Origin of the sequence: Marininema mesophilum (genome assembly GCF_900106775.1) — a bacterium.
GTDB lineage: Bacteria > Bacillota > Bacilli > Thermoactinomycetales > DSM-45169 > Marininema > Marininema mesophilum.
Genome location: NZ_FNNQ01000004.1, coordinates 75,881 through 99,604 on the forward strand (window position 1 = coordinate 75,881; position 23,724 = coordinate 99,604).

Genomic DNA, 23,724 nt, shown 5'->3' on the forward strand with positions numbered 1-23,724 from the left:
AGTGTACGAACCGATGCGGATACTGGCGATCAATCCCGGGTCAACGTCGACAAAAATTGGGGTCTATGATGGTGAACGAAAGATCCTAGAAGAAACACTACGACATGATGCTGAGGAATTGGAGCAGTATACCGATCTGTTTGATCAGTATCCATTTCGTAAACAAGTCATTTTGGACACTCTGGATCGGGCAGGGATTAATTTGACTCGTCTCTGCGCTGTAGTAGGGCGATGCGGGTTATTACAACTGAATTCTGGTGGAACCTATCTTGTCAATGATGCGATGCTAAAGGATTTAACCTATGGAAAAGATGGTGAGCATGCATCCAATCTAGGTGGGGTGCTCGCCTTTGAAATCGCGGACAAGCTAAATATCCCTTCTTTTATTGTGGCTCCTGACATGGTGGATGAACTAGAGTTGATCCCTCTTTCCGATGTTCCACAGATCGAAGAACGGAGAATTATTCATGTTCAGCAAAAGGCAGCCGCTCGGCGGTTTGCCGCTCAAAAAGGAAAGCACTATCATGAACTGAACCTGGTGGTTATCCACATGAGTGTAGAGATTACGGTCGGGGCGCATCGCCGGGGACAGGTTATCGATTTGAATAAGGGTCGCAAGGTAGAAGGTGAAGAAGCACAACTCGTCTGTAGTACGATGGCATACCAGGTAGCCAAGGAAATCGGAGCCTATGCCACCGCACTCAATGGGAATGTAGATGGAATTGTTCTCACAGAGGAACTAGCCTATGAAGAGGACTTTGTCCGTGAAATTACGGATCGAGTATCTTGGATTGCTGAGGTTTGTGTACTTTCTGGGGAGAATGAATTGCAGGTGTTAGTTGAAGAAGTCTTACGGGTAATGCGTAGTGAAGAACCAGCGAAGCGGTATCCTGATGGGATTCTCGTGGAGGGAGTGGAGAAAATCCATGGCAGAAAACTATGATCTCGTAGTCTTGGGTGCAGGCCCTGGAGGCTATGTTGCAGCTATCCGAGCTGCCCAACTCGGTTTAAAAACGGCGGTTGTCGAAAAAGAAAAAGTAGGGGGTATCTGTTTACATAAAGGCTGCATCCCCTCAAAATCCCTTCTCCGCAGTGCGGAGGTATATAATGAGCTGAAAAACAGTGAGGATTTTGGGATCAGTGTGGGTGATGTTAAACTGGATATGGAGTTGGTCCAGAATCGAAAAAATCGTATCAAAGATCAACTTCATCAGGGTGTTCAGCATCTCTTAAAGAAAAATGGTGTTGATGTATATACAGGGACTGGCCGTATATTAGGCCCCTCCATCTTCTCGCCGCAACCGGGTACTATTTCGGTAGAGAAAGCCGATGGTGGGGAAAATGATATGCTCATTCCTCATTATGTGATCATCGCGACAGGTTCTCGGCCACGCAGTTTACAAGGGCTTGAAATTGATGGGAAAACTATTATGTTCTCCGATCATGCTTTGGAAATGGAAACACTTCCAGCTTCGATTGCCATCGTAGGTGGAGGAGTTATCGGGATTGAATGGGCATCGATGCTCAATGATTTCGGAGTCGATGTCACTGTAGTCGAGTTCGCTGATCGTATCCTCCCTTTTGAGGATCCCGATGTGAGCCGAGAGATGACCCGTCTATTGAAAAAGCGAAAAGTGAAGATTCTCACCGGAGCAAAGGTGCTTGCAGAGACAGTCTCTGTGGCAGAAAGTGGCGTTACTTTCGCTGTAGAAAAGAAAGATGGCAACGTCGATTTATCTGTTGAGCGGATGCTTGTTTCTGTGGGGCGCGAGCCCAATATAGAAGATATCGGTCTGCATAATACCTCGATCCAAACGGAGAAGGGTTTTATTCAAGTAAATGAAGTCATGCAGACCGCTGAGTCGCATATTTATGCCATTGGTGATGTTAATGGGGGTTATCAACTTGCTCATGTGGCATCCCATGAAGGAATTATAGCGGTAGAACATATGGCAGGGGAAAATCCCCATCCTTTGGATTTATCGATGGTACCGCGCTGTACATACAGCCGACCTGAGATCGGTAGTATCGGTCTGTCAGAGGAAGAAGCGAAGGGTCAAGGCTTTACTGTAGAAGTGGGTAAATTCCCGATCAAGGGAGCGGGCAAATCCCTCGTCTTTGGAGAGGTTGATGGATTTATTAAGCTCGTCACAGATCAAAAGACAAGTGATATTCTCGGGGTTCATATTATAGGTCCCCATGCGACAGAATTGATTGCTGAGGCAGGTTTGGCCAAGGTATTGGATGCAACTCCCTGGGAGGTTAGTCAGGCGATTCATCCTCATCCGACCTTGTCTGAGGTATATGGTGAAGGTGCACTCGCTGTATTGGGGAAGCCGATTCATGGGTAAGCCAATTCGTTCGATGAAGTTAGGAGGATGAGAAGGAATGGGATCGGAGGAATCCGTAATGGAAACATCTCGTCATGAAGCGTTAGGATTAAGTGATGATCAAGTGTTAGAGATGTATCGTACCATGTTACTCGCCCGCAAAATCGATGAACGGATGTGGTTGCTTAACCGCGCAGGAAAGATTCCCTTTGTAATCTCCTGTCAAGGTCAGGAAGCGACCCAAGTAGGTGCGGCTTTTGCTCTTGATCGAGAGAAGGACTGGCTTTGCCCGTATTACCGTGATCTAGGGATGATGCTGGTTTTTGGCCAAACAGCGAAGGATCAGATGCTTTCCGCCTTTGCAAGAGCAGAAGAGCCCAATAGTGCTGGTCGGCAAATGCCTGGGCACTACGGAGATAAGCGTTTCCGTGTTATCTCAGGCTCAAGTCCTGTTACTACCCAACTTCTCCATGCAGTAGGAGTTGCGCTGGCAGGGAAAATGGAGAAAAAGGATTTTGTCTCCCTAACTTCCTTTGGTGAGGGATCGAGTAACCAGGGGGATTTTCATGAAGGGCTTAACTTTGCAGGTGTTCATAACCTGCCTGTGATCTTTATGTGTGAAAACAATAAATACGCCATATCTGTTCCCATCGAAAAGCAACTAGCAGGAGGAAGTGTAGCAGCACGTGGCCAGGGTTATGGTATGCCAGGGATTTCGGTAGATGGGAATGATCCACTAGAAGTGTATGAAGCTGTACGGGATGCCGCTGCTCGTGCACGTAAGGGAGAGGGTCCTACTTTGATAGAAGCAACAGCCTACCGTCTCGTACCACACTCTAGTGATGATGATGATCGTACCTACCGTGAGATGGGTGAGGTTGAGGAAGCCCGTAAAAAAGATTCTCTCGTTCAGTTTAAAAAGTATTTAGAAGATGTGGGGATTTTGTCCACTGAGAGTGGAGCAGAGTTAGAACGAGAAATTGGTCATATCGTTGATGAGGCGACGGAGTATGCCGAGCAGGCACCTTACCCCGATCCCTCTGAAACCTACACCCACGTATATGCGGAATAGGAGGAATCATCCATGCCCGTCATTTCCTATATCGATGCAGTAACCCAGGCATTGCAAGAAGAGATGCAACGAGACGAGAAGGTGTTCGTCCTCGGTGAGGATGTTGGTGTTCGGGGCGGTGTCTTTCGGGCCACCGATGGCTTATATAAAGAGTTTGGAGCCGAACGAGTCATCGATACACCACTGACAGAATCTGCGATTGCTGGTGTCGCGATTGGAGCCTCTGTCTATGGGATGCGCCCTGTGGCGGAGATGCAATTTGCAGATTTTATCATGCCTGCCTACAACCAGATTGTCTCGGAAGCGGCCAAGATGCGCTACCGTTCCAACAATACCTGGTACTGCCCTCTAGTCATCCGTGCTCCCTATGGTGGTGGGGTTCATGGGGCTTTATACCACTCTCAGAGTGTAGAAAAGCTATTTGCTGGAGTACCTGGGCTAAAAATTGTAATGCCATCCACTCCTTATGATGTCAAAGGGTTATTAAAAAGTGCAATCCGTGATGAGGACCCGGTTCTCTTCTTGGAACATAAAAGGTGCTATCGTTTGATTAAAGGTGAAGTGCCGACAGAGGATTATACGGTGCCGATTGGAGAAGCTGAGGTGAAAAGAGAGGGAGATGATGTTACCGTCATCTCCTATGGACTCACGCTTCATTTTGCTTTGAAAGCGGCGGAGGAATTGGAGAAGGAAGGGATCAGCGTCCACGTCCTTGACCTTCGCACGATCATTCCCCTTGATAAAGAAGCGATTTTAGAAGCGACAGTAAAAACGGGTAAGGTACTTATCGTACATGAAGATAACTTAACAGGTGGATTTGGTGGCGAAGTATCAGCATTGATAAGTGAAAACGCTTTTTTTGAACTAGATGCTCCCATTCGCCGTCTAGCAGGTCCTGATGTGCCTGCAATGCCATATAGCCCGCCACTTGAAAAAGAATTCATGTTAAATCCTGAGAAAGTAAAGACTGCCATTCGAGAATTGGCAGAATTCTAAGTAGTTATCTTCAGCGTTAAGATCGCACCATTATGTGGTTTTTGTGAGGAGGTAGACCGACGATGGCGACGGATATTACAATGCCCCAATTGGGGGAGAGCGTGACTGAAGGAACGATCACTAAGTGGATAAAGGCGCCAGGGGATCCGATAGCTAAGTACGAGCCTCTGTGTGAAGTGGCTACCGATAAAGTGAATGCAGAAGTGCCAGCCACCATGAGTGGAATAATGAAGGATCATATTGCTAGCGAGGGAGAAACCGTTGCGGTGGGAGAAACTATTTGCCGCATCGATGAGGCTAGTACAGAGGGAAATGAGCCAACTTCCGCGGTACAGGAAAATAAGGCTACACCGGAAGTAAAGACATCTAAAGAAGGCAAAGAGGAAAATAAAACGTCAGCAGGGACCAGCGAAGCGGATGGGGACCGATCCATGAAGCGTCGCTATTCACCAGCGGTGCTTCAATTGGCTGAAGAAAATAACATCGACTTAGAACAGGTGGATGGGACTGGGCGTGGCGGTCGTATCACTCGAAAGGATATCCAACGGGTTATCCAATCTGGTGGGATGACCTCTCCTAAAGATCTCTCTACTGCAGAGACCTCTGTCCAAGCTCCTAGCCAGGCACAAGCGCCTGGTTTAGAACTTGGAGATAAGGAAATCCCGCTTTCTAGCGTCCGCAAAACGATTGCCCAGCGCATGGTGCAGAGCAAACATGAGGTGCCCCATGCTTGGATGATGGTACAAGCGGATGTGAGTGGCCTGGTGAAGTTGCGTCAGAAACTTAAGGATGATTTTAAACAACAAGAAGGGATCAACCTCACCTACATGCCTTTTTTTGTTAAGGCAGTTGTCGACTCACTCAAGGAGTTTCCCAAGGTAAATGCCGTCTGGGGTGGAGACAAAATCATCCTTAAAAGGAGAATTAACATCTCTGTTGCCGTTGCGACTGAGGATGCGCTTTATGTACCCGTTATCAAGGATGCGGATGAGAAAAGCATCCTTGGTATAGCAAAAGCAGTCCATAACCTCGCAGAGAAAACCCGTATGGGCAAATTAACGATGGAGGACTTCTCTGACGGTACCTTCACCGTAAACAATACAGGCTCCTTTGGTTCCATTGCCTCTCAGCCGATCATTAATCAACCGCAAGCAGCAATTATTTCGATGGAGTCCATTGTTAAACAACCGGTGATCAAGGATGATATGATTGCTATTCGTGATCTAGTTAACCTCTGTCTCTCACTGGATCATCGTATTTTGGACGGCCTGGTGGCAGGTCGATTCCTTGCTCGTGTCAAAGAACGACTCGAAGCGTATACGCCTGAATCTGCGATCTGAGCATCGACCCCCTCCATATGGAGGGGGTTTTCATATTTAGGGAATGTGAACTTTTCATTGAATGAAAAAGCAGGGGTCTAATTCGATGTATTGACTAATGATTCGCATAATTGCTAATATGAGTGAAGGAAAATTTTTTTCGATTCCAATTTTGAATAATTTTTTTTATATTCTTGAAGGAGTGTTGATATTGAAGCGATGGGTATCTCTCTTTTGTGTTGTGAGTCTACTTCTTGGTCCTCAAATAGCAATGGCTCAATCCAGTGAAAAAGGGGTGAATGGTAAAAGTTCTACGAATCGTGTTCAGCAACAATCATCAGAACAACCACAAGAATTAATGAAGAGGTATGCCCCTCGTTTAATCTTTGATAAGTCAGAGAGTTATTATCCAATGTCTGTCGAAAAATCCTTCCCGTATTTCGATAGAGAAAAACGAGATGATGGGAATTATTCTTTAAAGACGAAGGAGAATTTGGAGGATCCTGATTCAACCTTACCTTTCTTCAACGGGGATCTTTCAACCAGCAAAATCTATGCATACTATATAAAGCGATCCGATAATGTCGTAGATATCGTATACTGGGTCTTCTATCCCTATAACCAAGGGAAGAAAGTGGCCTGGTGGACTTTAGGCAATCATGTAGGGGATTGGGAACATGTTACGGTTCGGCTAACAAATTCTTCTCCAAGCCAGGTCTACTTATCTGCCCATAGCGGAGGGAGCACAATGGGGTGGGATGATGCTCCTAAAGTAGGGGGTACTCATCCGATTGCGTATGTTGCCAAAGGATCCCACGGGATGTACAAGGATGCAGGGAAACATGTATATGGCTTCTCTCTGGGTAGTTTGATTGATGTAGTAGATTACACGAGTGACGGGAAAGTATGGGATCCATGGAATGTCGATGCCCTTTCATATTTTGTCTCCAAAGATAATGGAGAGACTTATGACTCTACCCCTTCTTGGATGAGAAAAGATTTCACATCGACACCCTCTGGTAAAAATGCCACCGATCCTGCTAGCGGTGCGATTTATATGTGGGGGAATTCTTCAGATGGTACCTGTTTTGGCTCGGAGTGTGAGCTTGGTGACGGTCCCACAGGTCCCTCAGCGAAGGATGATATTATGAAAAACTCTCCGGATAATGATGTGAATTGAACGTTGCGTTTATCTGCGGGATTTTCACGCAGGTGGTTTGATATCAATGGAAAGAAGGAATGTTCAAAGTATTACGGTGAATCATTCTAATAAACCGATACCACTTCATCATTAGGGCGACAATATTATCGAATGATTCCTATAGGGAGGGATACCATGGCACTGGACTACCTGCTCGATGAGACGGAGAAACCAGTAGTGCGACATGTCTGCCTTGCAGCTAAAGCGAATCGCTATGACTTTTCCCTTATTTACACCCATAAATTTTATGGCGGTAAGACAATGGTTGCTTGTTTGCAAAGTGGCAAACTATTGTTAATGGATACGGATGATCTCATTACTGGTGAATGGGTTGAAAAGCTGGGCATTGAAAAGGACGATGTCGAGATAATGAAGGCGTTTCTCCAGTCGGCTCTAAACGATGAGGTATTACGGCAGGAGTATTAGTAATAAGAAGTAAGGAGTTACACAAAAAAGCGGATTCCTGTATTGAGGAGTCCGCTTTTTGTGTATGGTACTCACTGAATTCCTACGATCTCATCATAGACCGCGATAAGAGTTACAAGTACTAATAGGGCTGTGAAAGTACCACCGATCAATAGGCCCGGTTTGTTGTGCATTTTCTTGTTTTTGAGTGTGCCCATTACGGCCAAGATGCTGAGGAAGACTAGGATCACTGTCATATACACGGTTTGTTCACCCGCTTTCCAGTCCGCATTTCTTATGGGAGATCATGGAGTGCAGTTCGTGATCATCGAAAGGACATGAAAACGCTTCCGAATCACTGAAACAAGAGCGCACGAATGCGCTCTTCACTCGCTATTTGCATTATACCCAAAACCCATGGACTTGCAATAAGTAAATCGAAGATCGGATTCTTTATCCAAGAAAGAAGAAGGTTCCAGTAAGGATAGTGGTAATTAGTAAGGTAGAGATTAGTACATAAATTACAACTCTCGTCCAACGTGGAATCATTTACAATCACCTCAATCACTTATTTTAGTAGAGAAGGTAATGGATGTCCAATAGAAGGTTAGGGGAAAACCCGGCAAAGCCACGTAATTTTTGATATATTAAAACTGATAGCGCTTTATTGCGTTGGGTGCAGGCCTGTCGATGATGACAAAGGGATACGAGTGAAGCCCAATGTCGTGAAGAACGACTCATCGCCAGGCCTGCATTGGGATGACTAGCTTTGGAAGGAGAGAAATGGGTGACTACGAAATCCTTTGCGGAGTTGTATAGAGAATGGGAAGAAAAAACCCAACAACTCCTTCAAAAATACCCAGAACAAAAAGAGCGCTTTGAAACGCTCTCAGGCATCAAGGTTGATCGACTTTATATGCCGACAGAGGCGACAAAACATGATCAAGAGCAGATTGGCCTACCAGGGGAATTCCCTTATACCAGGGGAGTCCGGCCTACCATGTATCGCTCTCGCCATTGGACGATGCGTCAATACGCAGGATTCGGCTCTGCGGATGAGACCAATAAAAGGTTTCGATACCTGTTGGATCAAGGGCAGACTGGACTCTCAGTCGCCTTTGATCTACCGACCCAGATCGGTTACGATTCCGATGATCCAATGGCTGCAGGTGAGGTGGGAAAAGTGGGTGTGGCCATTGATTCCTTAGAGGATATGGAGCGTTTGCTGGCAGGGATTCCCCTTGATCGTGTTAGTACGTCGATGACGATTAACGCTCCGGCTTCGGTGCTACTGGCTATGTATATCGTTGTGGGGGAAAAACAAGGAGTGCCCGCTAATCAGTTAACAGGTACGATTCAGAATGATATTTTGAAGGAGTATATCGCTCGGGGTACTTATATATTTCCTCCTAAACCTTCGATGCGGCTGATTACGGATATCTTTGCCCATTGTGCGGAGGTTGTCCCTCGTTGGAACACGATTAGTATTAGTGGTTACCACATCCGTGAAGCAGGCTCTACTGCTGTGCAGGAGGTAGCGTTTACCCTAGCGGATGGGATTGCTTATGTTCAAGCGGCCATAGATGCGGGGTTGGATGTGGATCGATTTGCACCACGGCTTTCCTTCTTTTTTAATGCCCATAATCACTTTTTTGAAGAGGTAGCGAAATTTCGAGCAGCACGGCGAATCTGGGCACGGGTGATGAAGGAACGTTTTCGCGCAAAGGATACTCGCTCCCATCAGTTGCGATTCCATACCCAGACGGGTGGTTCCACACTGACGGCACAACAACCCGATAATAATGTGGTCCGTGTGACGATGCAGGCTCTCTCCGCTGTGCTTGGAGGTACCCAAAGTTTACACACCAATGCACGGGATGAAGCCCTTGCCTTACCTACTGAAGAATCTGCACGGATTGCTCTTCGTACACAGCAGATCCTCGCCTATGAAACGGGTGTGACCGATACCGTCGATCCTCTAGGAGGCTCCTACTATGTTGAAGCCCTTACGGATGCGATAGAAGCAGAGGCAGGAGCTTATATTGATCGGATTGATGAGATGGGCGGGGCAGTCGATGCCGTCGAACAGGGATACATGCAACGGGAAATCCATCTAGCGGCACTAACTACCCAAAAGAAAGTTGAATCAGGTGAAGAAATCCTTGTTGGGGTAAACCGCTACCGTCTGGAAAATGAACAGCAACCTGCTCTTTATAAACCAGATCCCTCGATTAGTCACCAACAATTGGAGCGGCTCCAAGCGCTAAGGGCCAAACGTGATAATCAAGCAGTTGAAGTAGCGCTTACAAAGTTGAAACAAGGGGCTACGGGCAGTGAGAATCTGATGCCGCTCATCATCGCAGCGGTTAAAAGCTATGCGACCGTGGGTGAAATTTGTAACAGCATGCGAGAGATCTTTGGTGAATATCAACCCAACCTGTGAGGAATGAAGGAGTGGAAGAAGGATGAATAGACCGATACGGGTATTAGTTGCTAAACCTGGGTTGGATGGCCATGATCGAGGGGCATTGATTATTGCTCAGTCCCTACGCGATGAGGGGATGGAAGTCATTTATACAGGACTTCGACAAAGCCCAGCTCAAATCGTTGCTACAGCGATCCAAGAGGATGTGGATGTGATCGGCCTCTCTTGTTTATCAGGTGCACATAAAGAGCTTTTTCCTGAGGTGACTCGTCTTTTAAAGGAGCAGGAAGCGACGGATATCATTGTCGTAGCGGGTGGGGTGATCCCACAGACTGATATCCCATTCTTATTAGAAAATGGAGTTGCTGGGGTATTTACATCAGGAACGTCAACGAAAGAGACTGCTGACTTTATACGGAAAGCAGTTGCAGAGAAGGAGGGCCAACAATGAGTAACTCTCTTGACCCTCAAAAAATTGATCACATCGGTATTGCCGTTCGTAGTTTAGAGACGGCGCTTCCCCTTTATAGGGATGTGCTTGGTCTGTCCTATCTAGGTACAGAAAGGGTGGACAGTGAACACGTTCGTGTCGCTTTTTTTAAACTAGGGGAAACCAAACTGGAATTATTGGAACCCACTTCAGAGGAGAGTGCCATCGCTCGTTTTATCGAGAAAAAGGGAGAAGGTATCCATCATATCGCCTTGCGTGTAGAGGGGATCGAGGGTGGCTTAAATAAACTGTCTGAAGCAGGGCTCCGTCTAATTCATGAACAACCGAAGGTGGGTGCGGGGAAAGCGCAAGTAGCTTTTGTTCACCCGCGTTCCACTGGTGGAGTGCTCTATGAACTTTGTGAACCAGTCTTAGGCGATCAGTTGCGTCAGAAAGGGTGAACAGAGAAGGATGCATAAAAAAATCGATGAACTCAATGAACGCAAGCGGCGGGTAGAGATGGGTGGAGGGGACCATCGTATTCGTGCCCAGCATGATAAAGGGAAATTAACCGCGCGGGAGCGGATTGATCTCTTGTTGGACGAGGATACATTCGTAGAATTAAATCCATTCGTTGAAAATACGAGTGCTGAGTATGGGGAAGCACCTGGAGAAGGTGTAGTCACAGGGTATGGTCAAATTAATGGGCGTGATGTGTATCTATTTGCCCAGGATTTCACGGTTTTTGGAGGGGCACTTGGGGAGTATCATGCTTTGAAAATCGCGCGCATTATGGATTTGGCGGCGAAGAATGGTGCGCCGATCATCGGATTAAATGATTCGGGTGGGGCACGAATCCAAGAGGGCGTTCTCTCCTTGGATGGCTATGGTCATATCTTTTATCGCAATTCGATTTACTCCGGAGTGATTCCTCAGATTTCAGTGATCATGGGGCCCTGTGCAGGAGGGGCTGTCTATTCACCCGCCATCACAGATTTTGTTTTTATGGTGGAAGAGACGAGCCAAATGTTTATTACAGGTCCTAAGGTAATTGAGACGGTAACAGGGGAGACGATTTCCTCAGAGGATCTGGGTGGTGCCAAAGTTCATGGGAGTATTAGCGGAAATGCACATTTTACTTCCCCCTCAGAGCCTGAAGTTCTAAATGAAGTACGTCGACTTCTCTCTTTTCTCCCACAAAATAATGTGGAGGATCCCCCACGCGTTTACGCTAAGGAAGACGATGGCTGGGTGGAGGAATTAGCCGAAGTAGTTCCTGTTGAAGGAACCAAGGTCTACGATGTACGAGGCGTTATCGACCGAATTGTAGATGGTGGAGAGTTCATGGAAGTGCACCAAAAATTCGCCAAGAATATCGTCGTCGGCTTTGGACGGATTGGTGGTCGTTCGGTGGGGATAGTTGCCAACCAACCGAAGGTGATGGCGGGTGGGCTGGATATCGACTCCTCCGATAAACTGGCTCGCTTTATTCGTTTCTGCGATAGCTTTCAGATTCCGATTATCACCTTTGTCGATGTGACTGGATTTTTCCCTGGGGTAAAACAGGAGCATCACGGGATTATCCGTCATGGAGCGAAGATCCTCTATGCTTATTCAGAGGCCACCGTGCCAAAAATTACAGTAATTACACGCAAAGCCTTTGGTGGTGCTTATGTAGCCCTAAACTCTAAAGCCATCGGTGCTGACATGGTTTATGCTTGGCCAGGTGCAGAGGTAGCAGTGATGGGGCCAGAAGGAGCGGCCAATATCATTTATAGCCGTGAAATCGCCGAATCAGAGAATCCTGTTGCTAGCCGAGCGGAGAAAATTGTAGAGTACCGTGAAAAATTTGCGAACCCTTATGTAGCTGCCTCTAAAGGAATGGTTGATGATGTCATTGATCCCCGAGAAACACGGAAAAAATTGAAACAAGCTCTGGCCATGTTAAAGAATAAACGGGAGATTCGTCCAGCGAAAAAGCATGGGAATATACCGCTATAACGAAGGGGAATGAAAGGAGGGTATTCCATTGGAAATAGAGGAGAGACCGCTGGTATTACGATTGATGGAGCGAGGGTCAGATCAAGGGCAACAAACAATGGCAACAGGTGAAGTAGTGATTCGCCCTCGGCGTAAATTACGTCTATTGCGGGCATTTGAGATCAAGTTTATACGTGGCCCACGTGATCGTTCTCTGTGGCGGGAGGAAGGGCGCCTAGAAGCCCATCAACAACGGGACTTCTTACAATCTGGTAATAGTGACCTCGCTCATTTTCGGCGTTTTCCCCGGGCGGAGAAAGAAGCGCACCAAGTTCGCTGGAACTGGCGTTAAATTGAACGACTCTCTCCACCTGTTTAATAGCATCAGCGAAAGGGGAAATCAAGTGGCGAGGAAGTGGAAAAATCGTTAAGCTGGATAGGGGACAACTCGGCTAAGAGTATCCGGGCTCGGCGATGATGAATGTATTGAGATTTTTTTCGGAGCAAGTTGATCATCAACCATACTTAGTAGTGAGCGAAGGAGTGTACACATAGCGATGATGATTAATGAACAGCGATTGCTGGATGAATTCCTTGAACTAATTACAACCGACAGCGAGACGGGGGAAGAGCGTGAAATCTGTGATCTGATTACAGAAAAATTGACAGCGCTTGGCTTTGCGGTGACCGAGGATGATAGCACAGAGCAAACGGGTCATGGTGCAGGCAATCTTGTTGCTACCCTAGATGGTACGATGGAGGGCCCTCCTTGCATTTATTTTACGAGTCATATGGATACAGTGGCTCCTGGAAAAGGTATCAAGCCCCAAGTGGAGGATGGGTGGATTACCTCTGATGGGACAACCATTTTAGGGAGTGATGATAAAGCAGGTCTTGCTGCAATCTTTGAAGGGGTACGGACCATAAGAGAACAAAATCTTCCCCATGGTACGATCCAATTGATCATTACAGTAGGGGAAGAGTCTGGATTAGTAGGTGCGAAGGCTTTGGACCGCAATTTGATACAGGCAGATTTTGGTTTTGCGATGGATTCCAACGGCCCAGTAGGAGATATCATCACCTCAGCTCCTTCCCAGGTAAAAATCCTTGCTAAAATGCATGGGAAAGCCGCCCATGCTGGAGTGAGTCCAGAAAAGGGAATCAGTGCGATTCAAGTGGCAAGTCGAGCCATTAGTAAGATGCCTCTTGGACGGATCGATGAAGAGACGACAGCCAATATTGGTTGGTTCCGCGGTGGGACGGCGTCCAATGTTGTTGCTGAGTATGCGGAGGTACTAGCAGAAGCGCGAAGCAGGGTAGAGGAGAAACTGAATACCCAAGTGCATAAGATGACAAAGGCCTATGAATCAGCAGCTGCTGAGTTTGGTGCAGTGGTGGATCTAGATGTAGACGTGATGTATCCAGGTTTTAAATACGATGAATCGGACGTTGTTGTACGTAAGGCGATGGAGGCTGTAAAAAAAGTGGGCCGTCAACCACGGCTTCTGGCCAGTGGTGGTGGAAGTGATGCCAATGTAATCGCTGGCCATGGAATTCCGACTGTCAATTTGGGAGTTGGCTATGAAAACATCCATACTACCAGCGAACGGATGCCCGTCGCTGAACTGAATAAAGCAGCGGAATTGGTTGTCGCGCTGATTGATGTTTCTAAAACTAAATAAGCGAAGGATATACTTACCAACTTCTTAGGGAGTTGGTTTTTCTAACCGATCAAAGGATAAAGAGAGGGAGTGGGTCGAGTGACATCATTTAACACCAATGAACGTGATGTGTTGCATCGAATCCTTCGGGCACGAAGGGATATCCGCCATTTTCGCCATGATTCTGTGCCAGAAGAGGTCCTTACGCGGATGTTGGAAGCCGCCCATTATGCCCCCTCTGTTGGCTTTAAACAACCGTGGAACTATATTTTGATTCGTTCGCTGGATGTGCGTCGTCGTATCAAATCTTTATTTGAGGAAGCGAACCAAGAGGAATTAGCTAAGCTTTCGGGAGATGAGCGGAGCGATTTGTACAAGAGTCTAAAGTTAGAAGGAATCATGGAAGCTCCCCTCAATCTCGCTGTTACCTGTGACCGGGATCGTGATGCGCCATTTCATCTAGGACAAGGGCAGATGCCTGAGATGGATCTATATAGTACTTGCCTTGCTGTGCAAAATTTATGGCTAGCTGCAAGAGTAGAGGGAGTAGGGGTGGGGTGGGTTAGTATCATCGATCCCGAGAAAACAGCCAAGATCCTGGAACTACCCAATCATATTCAGTTGGTAGCCTATCTTTGTGTAGGGTATCCTATCGAGTTTAAGGATCGTCCCATGTTGGAAGAAGCCGGATGGAAGTCCCGGCTTTCATTGTCAAACCTTGTATTTGAAGACCGTTGGGGTCATTCTCCTAAATAGATAGCGCATCCTTTAACGACGCTGGGAACATCGGCGAGCCAACCACTCTTCTAAAGTCAGAGGGTGCTTAGCCATTTGTCGAAGGATGGCTCGTACTTGCCATCCTTTGCCTACCACACAGAGATGTTTTTCATCCATTATGGTTTTCATATTTTGTTCCCTCCTGATGGAAGATCTTGTTCCTCAGCTTATCAAGGGAGGGTGATTTTTATACTCCAATGCCAGTCTGAAGGAGGAAGTAGGATGAGCCGATTTGAAGAAAAGACGCTTCACAGTAAAACGATTTTTGAAGGGAGAGTGATCCGTGTTCAGCTGGATACGGTGGAACTTCCCAATGGAAATACTTCTACAAGAGAACTCGTTATGCACTCAGGGGCTGTGGCGGTGATGGCAATCAACTCAGAGAATCGCATGGTCTTTGTGCGTCAATACCGTAAGCCTTTGGAGCGGGAGATTTTAGAAATTCCTGCAGGAAAACTAGAGCCCGGGGAAGATCCTGATGATTGTGCCCGTCGCGAGATGGAGGAAGAAACAGGCTATCAAGCGGCAACCTTAAAGAAGGTAAGTTCTTTTTATACCTCGCCTGGTTTTGCAGATGAAATTCTTTATCTATATGAGGGTACTGGTTTGACGGAGGGAGAAGCGAGACCAGATGAAGACGAGTTTGTCGAACGAGTGGAGCTTACCTTAGAAGAGGCTTTTTGGGCGATGGAAGCAGGGGAAATCTGTGATGCAAAAACAGTAGCAGCCCTTTATTGGTGGAAGAGTAAGGTGTTAGAAGGGAAATGACGCTGAGTCACTTGTTTGCCGACCTTCATATTCACATCGGATGGACAACCAGTGGTCTACCCGTAAAAATCACAGGATCTCGTAACCTGACCTTTGCCCATATCCTTAAAGAAGCATCTAGTAGAAAAGGGATTGAAATAATTGGTATTATCGATGCCCATTCGCCTCCAGTGATAGCGGAGATCGAAGAGGGCATCGCACGTAGTCGATATGATGAGCTCCCTGGGGGAGGACTTCGCTATGAGGCGACAACAGCGATCCTAGGATCAGAAATTGAGATTACGGGTCCACGTGGTCTTGCCCATGTGTTGGCCTATATGCCTGATTTGGCAGCAATGAAGGAGTTTAGTCAGTATCTCGCTCGTTTTATGCGAAATACACAACTCTCTACCCAGCGCTTTCATGGTGAACCCATTCAATTAGCTGAAACAGTGGCAAGGCTAGGGGGAATTCTTGTTCCCGCCCACGTATTTACACCTTTTAAAAGTGTGTACGGAAGTGCATGTGATCACCTTTCTGAACTTTTTAATCTGAGTGCTGTGGCTGGAATTGAATTAGGTTTATCTGCGGATACGGAGATGGCAGATACCATTAAAGAGCTCGATTCATTAACATTCTTGAGTAACTCGGATGCTCATTCCCTTGGCAAGATTGGCCGAGAATATAATGAGTTAGCTCTTAAGGAAAGTTCCTTTGCTGAGGTAAAGATGGCTTTAGCGCGCGAGAGTGGTCGTCAGGTGGTCGCAAACTATGGACTGGATCCAAGGCTAGGAAAATATCATCTCACACGTTGTGCAGGTTGTGATGAAGGATGTTCTACGGCAGAGGTTCGCTGTTCAGTTTGTGGAAGCACGCGGATCATCAAGGGGGTCTCTGATCGGATTGCCGAAATTGCTACACGACCGACCCAGTCACCCTCCCATCGACCTCCTTATATTCATCAGGTTCCACTGGAGTTTATCCCGAAATTAGGGCCCAAAACCCTAGATAAACTATTGAGCCACTTTGGTACTGAGATGGAAATTATTCACCGAGCTCCACTTGAGTCCATTCAAAGTCTAGTGGGTGAACGGATCGCCTATCAAATTGGGCTTGCTCGGGAGAATCGTCTCACCCTACAAGAGGGTGGGGGTGGGAAGTATGGGCGTGTCGAAAGGTAATCTCGTAAATTGAGTCTATTTTTTTCTCCTTGCTCATAGAAATAGAGTAATGAGTGAGGAGGGACGGTTATTATGAAAAAGGCTATGAAGACCCGGGGGAGTAGTTGGGGTCATTCGCTCCGCTACCATGTACAAAACCAGATGTCACTCTATCTTTTTGTAGCAGTTCTCTTTATGATGGGAGTCATTTTTGGTGCAGTGATTGTTAATACGATGTCGCCCGTGCAAAAGGAGAATCTCCTCGGTTATCTAGGTCATTTTTTCCAAGGGATGAAGACCGATTCTGTGGCGGATCCAAGGACGGCGTTTCAACATAGTATGGGAGAACATTTTAAAACGATTGGTTTGATCTGGCTCCTGGGGGTATCCGTAGTTGGGATGCCATTGATTCTACTCCTTGTTTTTTTCAAGGGGATTGTTATCGGATTTACGGTCGGTTTTTTAGTCAATCAACTCTCCTGGAAGGGACTTGGCTTTGCCTTTGCTTCTGTGGTCCCTCACAACCTATTAGTCGTTCCTGCTTTGCTGGTAGTTTCGGTGAGCGGCATCGCCTTTTCCATCTTGCTAGCAAAAAATCGGCTGATCCAGCGCCGGGGTCCCATCTATCCTCAGTTCTTGTCCTACTCGGTTCTTGTGACCATCATGGCTGGGGTGATGGTGGTAGCTTCTCTCTTTGAAGCTTATGTTTCACCTGTACTTATGCGAGTGACATTACCTTAATTATAATTGTTACAAATTGATAATTTTTATCATTTAATTGACTTCACTCATTTTCCTCCCATATAATGAGATCAGAGCAACATGGGGGGTGTTGAGATGGAAGAGCGTGTGAAGCAAATCAAGCAACAATTATCTAGCCACAGTTATAAACTAACCCCCCAACGGGAAGCGACGGTCCGCGTACTCCTGGAAAATGAACAGGATCATCTCAGCGCGGAGGATGTCTACCTGTTGGTGAAAGACAAATCCCCAGAGATAGGTTTGGCCACCGTATATCGGACACTAGAACTTTTGAGTGATTTGTCGATTATTCATAAGCTGAACTTCGGAGATGGAGTTACCCGTTATGAATTTCGTGCAGCAGATGCGGACCACCATCATCATCACTTGTACTGTCTCCATTGTGGAACGGTAGATGAAATAACCGATGATTGGTTGGGCGCCATCGAAAAACGGGTGGAGAAGGAATTTGATTTTCAGATTATTGATCACCGGTTGACTTTTCATGGGATCTGCTACCGGTGTAAAGGACAAGTTAAGGATCCTAAAAAGCTGGTAGGCTCGAAAGTAACGTGAGTTCCCTGTCGGGTACTCGCGTTTTTCGTGGGATAGAGTATGAATTTATGTACTCCAGTGGTATGATAGTGGATGGAAAAGGGGGAGTTAACAAGTGATCATCGGCGTTCCCAAAGAGGTCAAGGATAACGAAAATAGGCTAGCTATTACACCAGCGGGCGTAGATGCGCTTGTAGGAGCGGGTCATGAAGTGCTCGTGGAAAAGGGAGCTGGAGAAAGTTCTGGCTTCACGGATGAAGTGCTTTCTTCCAATGGTGCGAAGATGATAGAGCGAGCAGATGATGTATGGAGTTCTGCTGAGCTCGTCCTCAAGGTGAAAGAGCCTCAGCCAGAGGAATACAAGCATTTCCGCGAAGGACTCAATTTGTTTACATATCTCCACTTAGCTCCAGAGCCCGAACTTACCAAAGCGCTCATGGATAATAAAGTAACGGCTATTGCTTATGAAACGGTTCAGCTAGATAATGGAGCACTACCCCTTCTGACCCCGATGTCTGAGGTAGCTGGACGCATGTCTGTTCAAATTGGTGCACAGTTTCTGGAAAAGCCTAAGGGCGGAAAAGGTGTGCTATTAGGAGGCGTTCCAGGGGTATTAGCAGGTGAAGTAGTCATTATTGGTGGTGGGGTTGTTGGAACCAATGCTGCTAAAATTGCAGTGGGTATGGGGGCCAATGTAACCCTTCTGGATTTAAACTCAGAACGATTGCGTCAGTTGGATGATATCTTCAGCTCTCAGATTCACACGGTGATGTCTAATCCTTACAACATCGCGTGGGCTACCAAAAAAGCAGATCTGTTGGTTGGTGCTGTACTCATCCCAGGTCACCGAGCTCCTCGGTTGGTGACAGAAGAGATGGTTAAGGAGATGACTCCGGGGTCCGTGATCGTGGATGTGGCGATCGACCAGGGTGGATCGATTGAGACGATTGACCGGATTACCACCCATAGTCAACCTACTTACGTTAAACACGATGTTGTACACTATGCTGTAGCCAATATCCCAGGAGCAGTTGCTCGTACATCGACCTACGCTTTGACCAATGTGACCATCCCGTATGCACTAATGATGGCTAACAAAGGCGTAGAGCAAGCCCTTAATGAAAACCGTCCTCTTTCTAGAGGAGTGAATGTATATGGTGGCTATGTGACTTACAAAGCCGTAGCAGATGATTTAAACCTTCCTTTCAAATCATTAGATGAGTTGATAGGTGATTCACAAAAGAGCTAGTCATCGTCATATCGGGTCGTACCCCTCCATAGGATGGAATTATATCCCTTTGGAGAGGACGAGTCCTCAATGGTGATCTCCTTGAAACGGCTGGCTGAATGGGCAAAGTTTCTCACTGCTTTTGTGGTGTTAACTTTGATCCTTTATCAGGTAATTGCGTTCTTCACTCATTGGATCCAGCCATCTCATCGGTATGGTGAACCGAAGGGACGGGCGGTAAAGGTGTTTGCCCATTATGGACAACCAGGAGAACGAATAGAGGAAGTGAGCTTAACCGAGCGCCTTCGTCTTTTCTATTGGTTGGGTGAGTGAGAACGACCGCCGAGGATCCTTTCCTTGTGCGGTTTTTTTGTTTCAATTTTGAGGTGAGGTGAACCAATGATGAAACGACCTTTTGAACGGATTGCAATGATTGTATTAGATAGCGTCGGGATTGGAGCGTTACCAGATGCGGATCGTTTTGGTGACAGTGGTGCCCATACAATGGGACACATCGCTGAGACGAGAGGCTTACGTATGCCTAAGTTAGCTTCGATGGGGTTATCCAACATTGAGTACATTAAAGGGAATGATCCTGTTGATGTGCCAAAGGCCCACTATGGTAAAATGACCGAGGTATCCGCAGGGAAAGATACGACGGTCGGCCATTGGGAGTTGATGGGGGTACATACACAGAAACCTTTTAAAACCTACCCTGAAGGCTTTCCTGATGAATTGATTCAAACATTCTCTGAGAAAATTGGTCGAGGCGTACTAGGGAATAAACCAGCATCCGGTACAGCAATCATTGATGAATACGGCGCTGAGCATATGAAGACAGGTGCTGTCATCGTCTACACCTCTGCAGATAGTGTGTTTCAAATCGCTGCTCACGAAGAGGTGGTTCCCTTAGAAGAGCTTTATCGGATCTGTGAAATAGCGCGGGAACTAACCCTTGATGAGCGTTTTTCCGTCGTTCGTGTAATTGCTCGACCCTTTGTCGGACAACCAGGATCCTTTGAGCGGACATCCAACCGACGAGATTACTCGGTAGAGCCTCCTTATGATACGGTGATGGATGAATTGGAAAAGGCGGGATTTGACTCCATCGGAGTCGGTAAAATATCTGATATCTATGCAGGTAACGGAATTACGCGCTCTCTCAAAACAAAGGACAATATGGATGGGGTGGAGAAATTCCTTCAAGTGTTGAAAGAAGACTATAAGGGATTTGCCTTTGTCAATTTGGTCGATTTTGATGCGAAATTTGGTCATCGCCGTGACCCTGAGGGGTATGGGAAAGCACTAGAGGACTTTGACCGCCGGTTGCCTGAAATCTTGGATGCTATTGGGGAGAATGACTTACTAATCATTACCGCGGATCATGGAAATGATCCTACGCACCCAGGAACGGATCATACGCGAGAGTATGTGCCGCTATTTGTTTGGAGTCCTTCTCTGAAGGAGGGTGTCTCACTTGGTGTGCGGAACACTTTCTCGGATGTAGGCGCGACCATCGCGGATAACTTTGGGTTACCCGCCCCACGTCATGGCACTAGCTTTTTATCCGAACTACAAATAAAGAGATAAGAGGGGGAGACAAGATGTCTGTTACTGCTATTGAAAAAACAAAACTAGCTGCAGATTTTATCCGTCAACAAGCCACGGTACAACCCCGACTTGGCCTGGTTCTTGGTTCTGGTTTGGGTGTATTAGCCGATGAAATCACAGAAGCCAATGTGGTTCCCTATAACGAAATTCCTCATTTTCCTGTATCGACCGTAGAGGGCCATGTAGGGCAACTCGTTTTGGGGAAATTAGAAGGGCAGCCTGTCATTGCCATGCAGGGCCGTTTTCACTACTACGAAGGCTATACCATGCAGGATGTTACCTTTCCCATTCGTGTAATGAAAGAGCTTGGCGTAGAAACGCTGATCGTTACCAATGCCGCGGGTGGGATCAATAAAAACTTCAATGCAGGGGAGTTGATGCTGATCCGGGATCACATCAACTTCCAATTTAATAACCCGCTAATAGGACCCAATCAATCCGAGTGGGGCGTTCGCTTCCCTGATATGTCTGAGGCCTATGATCCTGCTTACAATCAACTTGCGAAACGAGTAGCGGAATCCTTTGGTGTAAACCTTCAGGAAGGTGTCTATGTAGGAGTGACAGGTCCCTCCTATGAAAGTCCTGCGGAGATCCGTATGTTTGGAAACCTGGGAGCGGATGTAGTAGGAATGTCTACGGTCCCAGAAGTGATCGTGGCTCGCCATGCAGGCATTCGGGTGCTGGGTATCTCCTGTATCTCCAACATGGCGGCAGGAATAAATGATCAACCTCTAACCCATGATGAAGTGATGGAGACGGCCGAACAGGTGAAACCACAGTTTATTCGTTTGGTAAAAGGTATCGTCCAGGATATTCTTCATATCTAATAATTCCATTTCTCAGAAGTATTAAATAGCCTATATGAGGGAGATGACCATCTATGGCAACAGCAGCATTTGATCGCATCGAAGAGGCAAAAAATTGGATTCAACAAAAAACCTCCCACGTACCAGAGATCGGCCTTATCTTAGGTTCTGGCCTCGGTGATTTGGCCAATGACATTGAGGATGTTACAGTGATCCCCTACTCCGATATCCCGCACTTTCCTGTATCCACAGTAGAAGGACACGCTGGTCAATTAGTTGTTGGTCAGCTATCTGGGAAAACGGTAATTGCGATGCAGGGTCGTTTTCACTACTACGAGGGATATCCTGTTCAGGAAGTCGTTTTTCCTGTTTATGTCATGAAAGCCCTTGGTGTGAAGGTTTTAATCGCTACCAACGCTTGTGGTGGGATGAACTCTACCTTCGCCGCAGGGGATCTCATGTTGATTGAAGACCACATCAATATGACAGGGGTCAACCCGCTGATCGGGCCAAACGATTCTCGTCTAGGGGTACGATTCCCGGATATGTCCGAGGCCTATGATCGTGAACTGATTACCTTAGCACAGCAAGTGGGTGAATCCCAAGGTCTCTCCTTGCAAAAAGGGGTTTACGCTGGCGTCAGTGGTCCTACCTATATGACCCCAGCAGAATTGATCATGTTGCGCAATCTGGGTGGCGACACCGTCGGTATGTCTACGGTGCCAGAAACCATCGTGGCTAATCATGCTGGAATGAAAGTGCTAGGTATCTCTTGCATTACCGATATGGCCATTGGTGAAAACTTGGAACCCCTCACCCATGAACAGGTAGTGGAAGTAGCGGATCGTACTCGTCCTCGCTTTATTCGCCTGGTGAAGGGCATCCTAGATGAGGTTTCTCTCTAATGCAAACGGTAGAACTGATTCGTAAAAAAAGAGACGGTAAAGAACTTTCAACGGAGGAAATCCGTCACCTCGTGCAGGGATACTCTGAGGGGAAGATCCCTGATTATCAGATGTCCGCTTGGGCGATGGCTGTCTTTTTTCAAGGAATGACCTCCCGTGAGCGGGCCGATCTGACGATGGAGATGGTACACTCTGGAGATGTAGTCAAACTAGACTCCATCCAAGGGGTGAAAGTAGACAAACACAGTACAGGTGGGGTAGGTGATACGACTACCTTGGTGCTAGGCCCTTTGGTAGCGGCAGCAGGTGTTCCAGTAGCCAAGTTATCTGGGCGGGGGCTTGGTCATACAGGGGGGACCATCGACAAATTGGAGTCCTTTGCAGGGTTCTCAACCTCTCTTACTACCGATGCTTTTGTCAATCAAGTAAACCAATTGGGCATAGCAGTCATGGGACAGACTGCTGATCTAACTCCAGCGGACAAGCAGTTATACGGGTTACGTGATGTGACAGCTACGGTAGACTCGATTCCACTCATCGCCAGCTCCATCATGTCAAAGAAAGTCGCTGCAGGCGCTGATGGGATTGTGTTGGATGTAAAAACGGGTAAGGGTGCCTTTATGAAGGATGAGGAGCATGCGATCAATCTCGCTCAAGCGATGGTAGAGATAGGCTCAAACCTTGGTCGAACAACCGTAGCGATTATCAGTGATATGGAACAACCCCTAGGGTTTGCTGTAGGGAATGCGCTGGAAGTGAAGGAAGCGATCGATACGTTAAAAGGAGTTGGGCCAGAGGATCTGACGGAAATTTGTCTAACCCTGGGAGCTCATATGGTCGTTATCGGGGGGAAAGCGGACTCCGCAGAGGGGGCTCGGCGAATTCTTGAGGAGAAAATTGCGGATGGTAGTGCGCTTGCTAAATTCCGTGAGTTTGTTGAAGCTCAAGGGGGAGATCAACGTGCGATTGATGATCCCTCCCACCTCACACAAGCTGATCACCTCATTGAAGTAACAGCTCCTTCCTCGGGGACAGTAGCTACTTTGGAAGCCGAGGAGATTGGCATCTGTGCCATGATGCTCGGTGCTGGTCGGGAAACCAAGGATGATGAAATCGATTATGCAGTAGGTATTGTCCTGAAGAAGAAAGTAGGGGACCGTGTAGAAGAAGGAGAGGTGCTTGCGGTACTCCATGCCAATGATCAAAGCAAGGTAGGCGAAGTACAGGCACGCTTCCTCCAAGCGGTGACGATCTCTGATAAGCTGGCAGTTGCGCCGCGTCTGATTAAGGCGCTGGTAACAGAGCAAGGTGTTGAAACGCTATAAGTAGTTAGGTGGCTGGTTTGCACAGACTGTTTGAAAAAAGTAGTAGATCA

General features: G+C 47.0%; 26 protein-coding genes. 24 read left to right on the top strand and 2 right to left on the bottom strand.

Features of this window, described 5'->3' with window-relative positions; genetic code table 11:
* Positions 1-13 precede the first annotated feature (13 nt).
* The 7 genes from BLV90_RS05190 (at position 14) to BLV90_RS05220 (ending at position 7,344) form a co-directional block, all read left to right on the top strand.
* On the top strand, positions 14-943 hold the full coding sequence (locus BLV90_RS05190; RefSeq protein ID WP_177167919.1) for a butyrate kinase: 930 nt from the start codon (positions 14-16) through the stop codon (positions 941-943).
* Positions 927-2,351: a dihydrolipoyl dehydrogenase gene (gene lpdA / locus BLV90_RS05195; protein WP_091737304.1), complete on the top strand. Its 1,425-nt coding sequence runs from the start codon at positions 927-929 to the stop codon at positions 2,349-2,351. Before BLV90_RS05190 ends, lpdA begins: the two co-directional genes overlap by 17 nt.
* A 58-nt stretch (positions 2,352-2,409) precedes the next feature.
* Complete coding sequence (locus BLV90_RS05200) at positions 2,410-3,402, top strand: thiamine pyrophosphate-dependent dehydrogenase E1 component subunit alpha (RefSeq protein WP_091737765.1); 993 nt, start codon at positions 2,410-2,412, stop codon at positions 3,400-3,402.
* A gap of 12 nt (positions 3,403-3,414) precedes the next feature.
* Entirely contained in the window at positions 3,415-4,398 is a 984-nt protein-coding gene (locus BLV90_RS05205) for an alpha-ketoacid dehydrogenase subunit beta (RefSeq protein ID WP_091737307.1), read from the top strand.
* Between the two features lie 62 nt (positions 4,399-4,460).
* The gene (locus BLV90_RS05210; RefSeq protein ID WP_091737311.1) at positions 4,461-5,738 is read left to right on the top strand and encodes a dihydrolipoamide acetyltransferase family protein; all 1,278 of its coding nucleotides are present in this window, start codon (positions 4,461-4,463) and stop codon (positions 5,736-5,738) included.
* Positions 5,739-5,928: 190 nt separating this feature from the next.
* Entirely contained in the window at positions 5,929-6,897 is a 969-nt protein-coding gene (locus BLV90_RS05215) for a Vps62-related protein (RefSeq protein ID WP_177167909.1), read from the top strand.
* Positions 6,898-7,053: 156 nt separating this feature from the next.
* A complete protein-coding gene (locus BLV90_RS05220; protein ID WP_091737317.1) occupies positions 7,054-7,344 on the top strand; it encodes an SAV0927 family protein in 291 nt (96 codons plus the stop codon).
* Positions 7,345-7,415: 71 nt separating this feature from the next.
* Here the strand turns inward: BLV90_RS05220 and BLV90_RS16145 are convergent, their stop codons facing one another.
* Complete coding sequence (locus BLV90_RS16145) at positions 7,416-7,586, bottom strand: hypothetical protein (RefSeq protein WP_177167910.1); 171 nt, start codon at positions 7,584-7,586, stop codon at positions 7,416-7,418.
* Positions 7,587-8,110: 524 nt separating this feature from the next.
* Between BLV90_RS16145 and BLV90_RS05225 the strand changes: the two genes are divergently transcribed.
* From BLV90_RS05225 to bluB, 7 genes are all read left to right on the top strand, one after another.
* Positions 8,111-9,766, top strand: a complete 1,656-nt coding sequence (locus BLV90_RS05225) for an acyl-CoA mutase large subunit family protein (protein ID WP_091737320.1) — start codon at positions 8,111-8,113, stop codon at positions 9,764-9,766.
* Positions 9,767-9,788: 22 nt separating this feature from the next.
* On the top strand, positions 9,789-10,199 hold the full coding sequence (locus tag BLV90_RS05230; RefSeq protein WP_091737324.1) for a cobalamin B12-binding domain-containing protein: 411 nt from the start codon (positions 9,789-9,791) through the stop codon (positions 10,197-10,199).
* Positions 10,196-10,639, top strand: a complete 444-nt coding sequence (gene mce / locus BLV90_RS05235) for a methylmalonyl-CoA epimerase (RefSeq protein WP_091737327.1) — start codon at positions 10,196-10,198, stop codon at positions 10,637-10,639. Before BLV90_RS05230 ends, mce begins: the two co-directional genes overlap by 4 nt.
* Positions 10,640-10,649: 10 nt before the next feature.
* Positions 10,650-12,179 carry an acyl-CoA carboxylase subunit beta gene (locus tag BLV90_RS05240; RefSeq protein ID WP_091737330.1) on the top strand — a complete coding sequence of 510 codons (1,530 nt, stop codon included), beginning with the start codon at positions 10,650-10,652 and terminating at the stop codon, positions 12,177-12,179.
* A 28-nt stretch (positions 12,180-12,207) separates the two neighbouring features.
* Positions 12,208-12,510: a hypothetical protein gene (locus BLV90_RS05245; protein ID WP_091737333.1), complete on the top strand. Its 303-nt coding sequence runs from the start codon at positions 12,208-12,210 to the stop codon at positions 12,508-12,510.
* A 208-nt stretch (positions 12,511-12,718) separates the two neighbouring features.
* On the top strand, positions 12,719-13,840 hold the full coding sequence (locus tag BLV90_RS05250) for a M20/M25/M40 family metallo-hydrolase (protein ID WP_091737768.1): 1,122 nt from the start codon (positions 12,719-12,721) through the stop codon (positions 13,838-13,840).
* A 78-nt stretch (positions 13,841-13,918) separates the two neighbouring features.
* The gene (bluB, locus tag BLV90_RS05255) at positions 13,919-14,575 is read left to right on the top strand and encodes a 5,6-dimethylbenzimidazole synthase (RefSeq protein WP_218142284.1); all 657 of its coding nucleotides are present in this window, start codon (positions 13,919-13,921) and stop codon (positions 14,573-14,575) included.
* A 12-nt stretch (positions 14,576-14,587) separates the two neighbouring features.
* Here the strand turns inward: bluB and mciZ are convergent, their stop codons facing one another.
* Positions 14,588-14,725 (bottom strand): Z-ring formation inhibitor MciZ, encoded by a 138-nt coding sequence (mciZ, locus tag BLV90_RS05260; RefSeq protein ID WP_091737341.1) that lies wholly within the window; start codon positions 14,723-14,725, stop codon positions 14,588-14,590.
* A 93-nt stretch (positions 14,726-14,818) separates the two neighbouring features.
* Here mciZ and BLV90_RS05265 point away from each other — a divergent pair, with 93 nt between their 5' ends.
* From BLV90_RS05265 to BLV90_RS05310, 10 genes are all read left to right on the top strand, one after another.
* Positions 14,819-15,364, top strand: a complete 546-nt coding sequence (locus BLV90_RS05265; RefSeq protein ID WP_091737344.1) for an NUDIX domain-containing protein — start codon at positions 14,819-14,821, stop codon at positions 15,362-15,364.
* A complete protein-coding gene (locus tag BLV90_RS05270) occupies positions 15,361-16,524 on the top strand; it encodes an endonuclease Q family protein (protein WP_091737346.1) in 1,164 nt (387 codons plus the stop codon). Before BLV90_RS05265 ends, BLV90_RS05270 begins: the two co-directional genes overlap by 4 nt.
* A 72-nt stretch (positions 16,525-16,596) precedes the next feature.
* Positions 16,597-17,244 carry a stage II sporulation protein M gene (gene spoIIM, locus BLV90_RS05275; protein WP_245726256.1) on the top strand — a complete coding sequence of 216 codons (648 nt, stop codon included), beginning with the start codon at positions 16,597-16,599 and terminating at the stop codon, positions 17,242-17,244.
* A gap of 96 nt (positions 17,245-17,340) precedes the next feature.
* On the top strand, positions 17,341-17,820 hold the full coding sequence (fur, locus tag BLV90_RS05280) for a ferric iron uptake transcriptional regulator (RefSeq protein WP_091737349.1): 480 nt from the start codon (positions 17,341-17,343) through the stop codon (positions 17,818-17,820).
* 94 nt (positions 17,821-17,914) lie between these two features.
* Positions 17,915-19,048 (top strand): alanine dehydrogenase, encoded by a 1,134-nt coding sequence (ald, locus tag BLV90_RS05285; RefSeq protein WP_091737352.1) that lies wholly within the window; start codon positions 17,915-17,917, stop codon positions 19,046-19,048.
* Between the two features lie 69 nt (positions 19,049-19,117).
* Positions 19,118-19,360 carry a DUF4227 family protein gene (locus BLV90_RS05290; protein WP_177167911.1) on the top strand — a complete coding sequence of 81 codons (243 nt, stop codon included), beginning with the start codon at positions 19,118-19,120 and terminating at the stop codon, positions 19,358-19,360.
* A gap of 69 nt (positions 19,361-19,429) precedes the next feature.
* Positions 19,430-20,617: a phosphopentomutase gene (locus BLV90_RS05295; protein WP_091737358.1), complete on the top strand. Its 1,188-nt coding sequence runs from the start codon at positions 19,430-19,432 to the stop codon at positions 20,615-20,617.
* Between the two features lie 14 nt (positions 20,618-20,631).
* Positions 20,632-21,465 (top strand): purine-nucleoside phosphorylase, encoded by an 834-nt coding sequence (locus BLV90_RS05300; protein ID WP_091737361.1) that lies wholly within the window; start codon positions 20,632-20,634, stop codon positions 21,463-21,465.
* Positions 21,466-21,518: 53 nt separating this feature from the next.
* Positions 21,519-22,349 (top strand): purine-nucleoside phosphorylase, encoded by an 831-nt coding sequence (locus tag BLV90_RS05305; RefSeq protein WP_091737364.1) that lies wholly within the window; start codon positions 21,519-21,521, stop codon positions 22,347-22,349.
* On the top strand, positions 22,349-23,674 hold the full coding sequence (locus BLV90_RS05310; RefSeq protein ID WP_091737367.1) for a pyrimidine-nucleoside phosphorylase: 1,326 nt from the start codon (positions 22,349-22,351) through the stop codon (positions 23,672-23,674). Before BLV90_RS05305 ends, BLV90_RS05310 begins: the two co-directional genes overlap by 1 nt.
* Positions 23,675-23,724 lie beyond the last annotated feature (50 nt).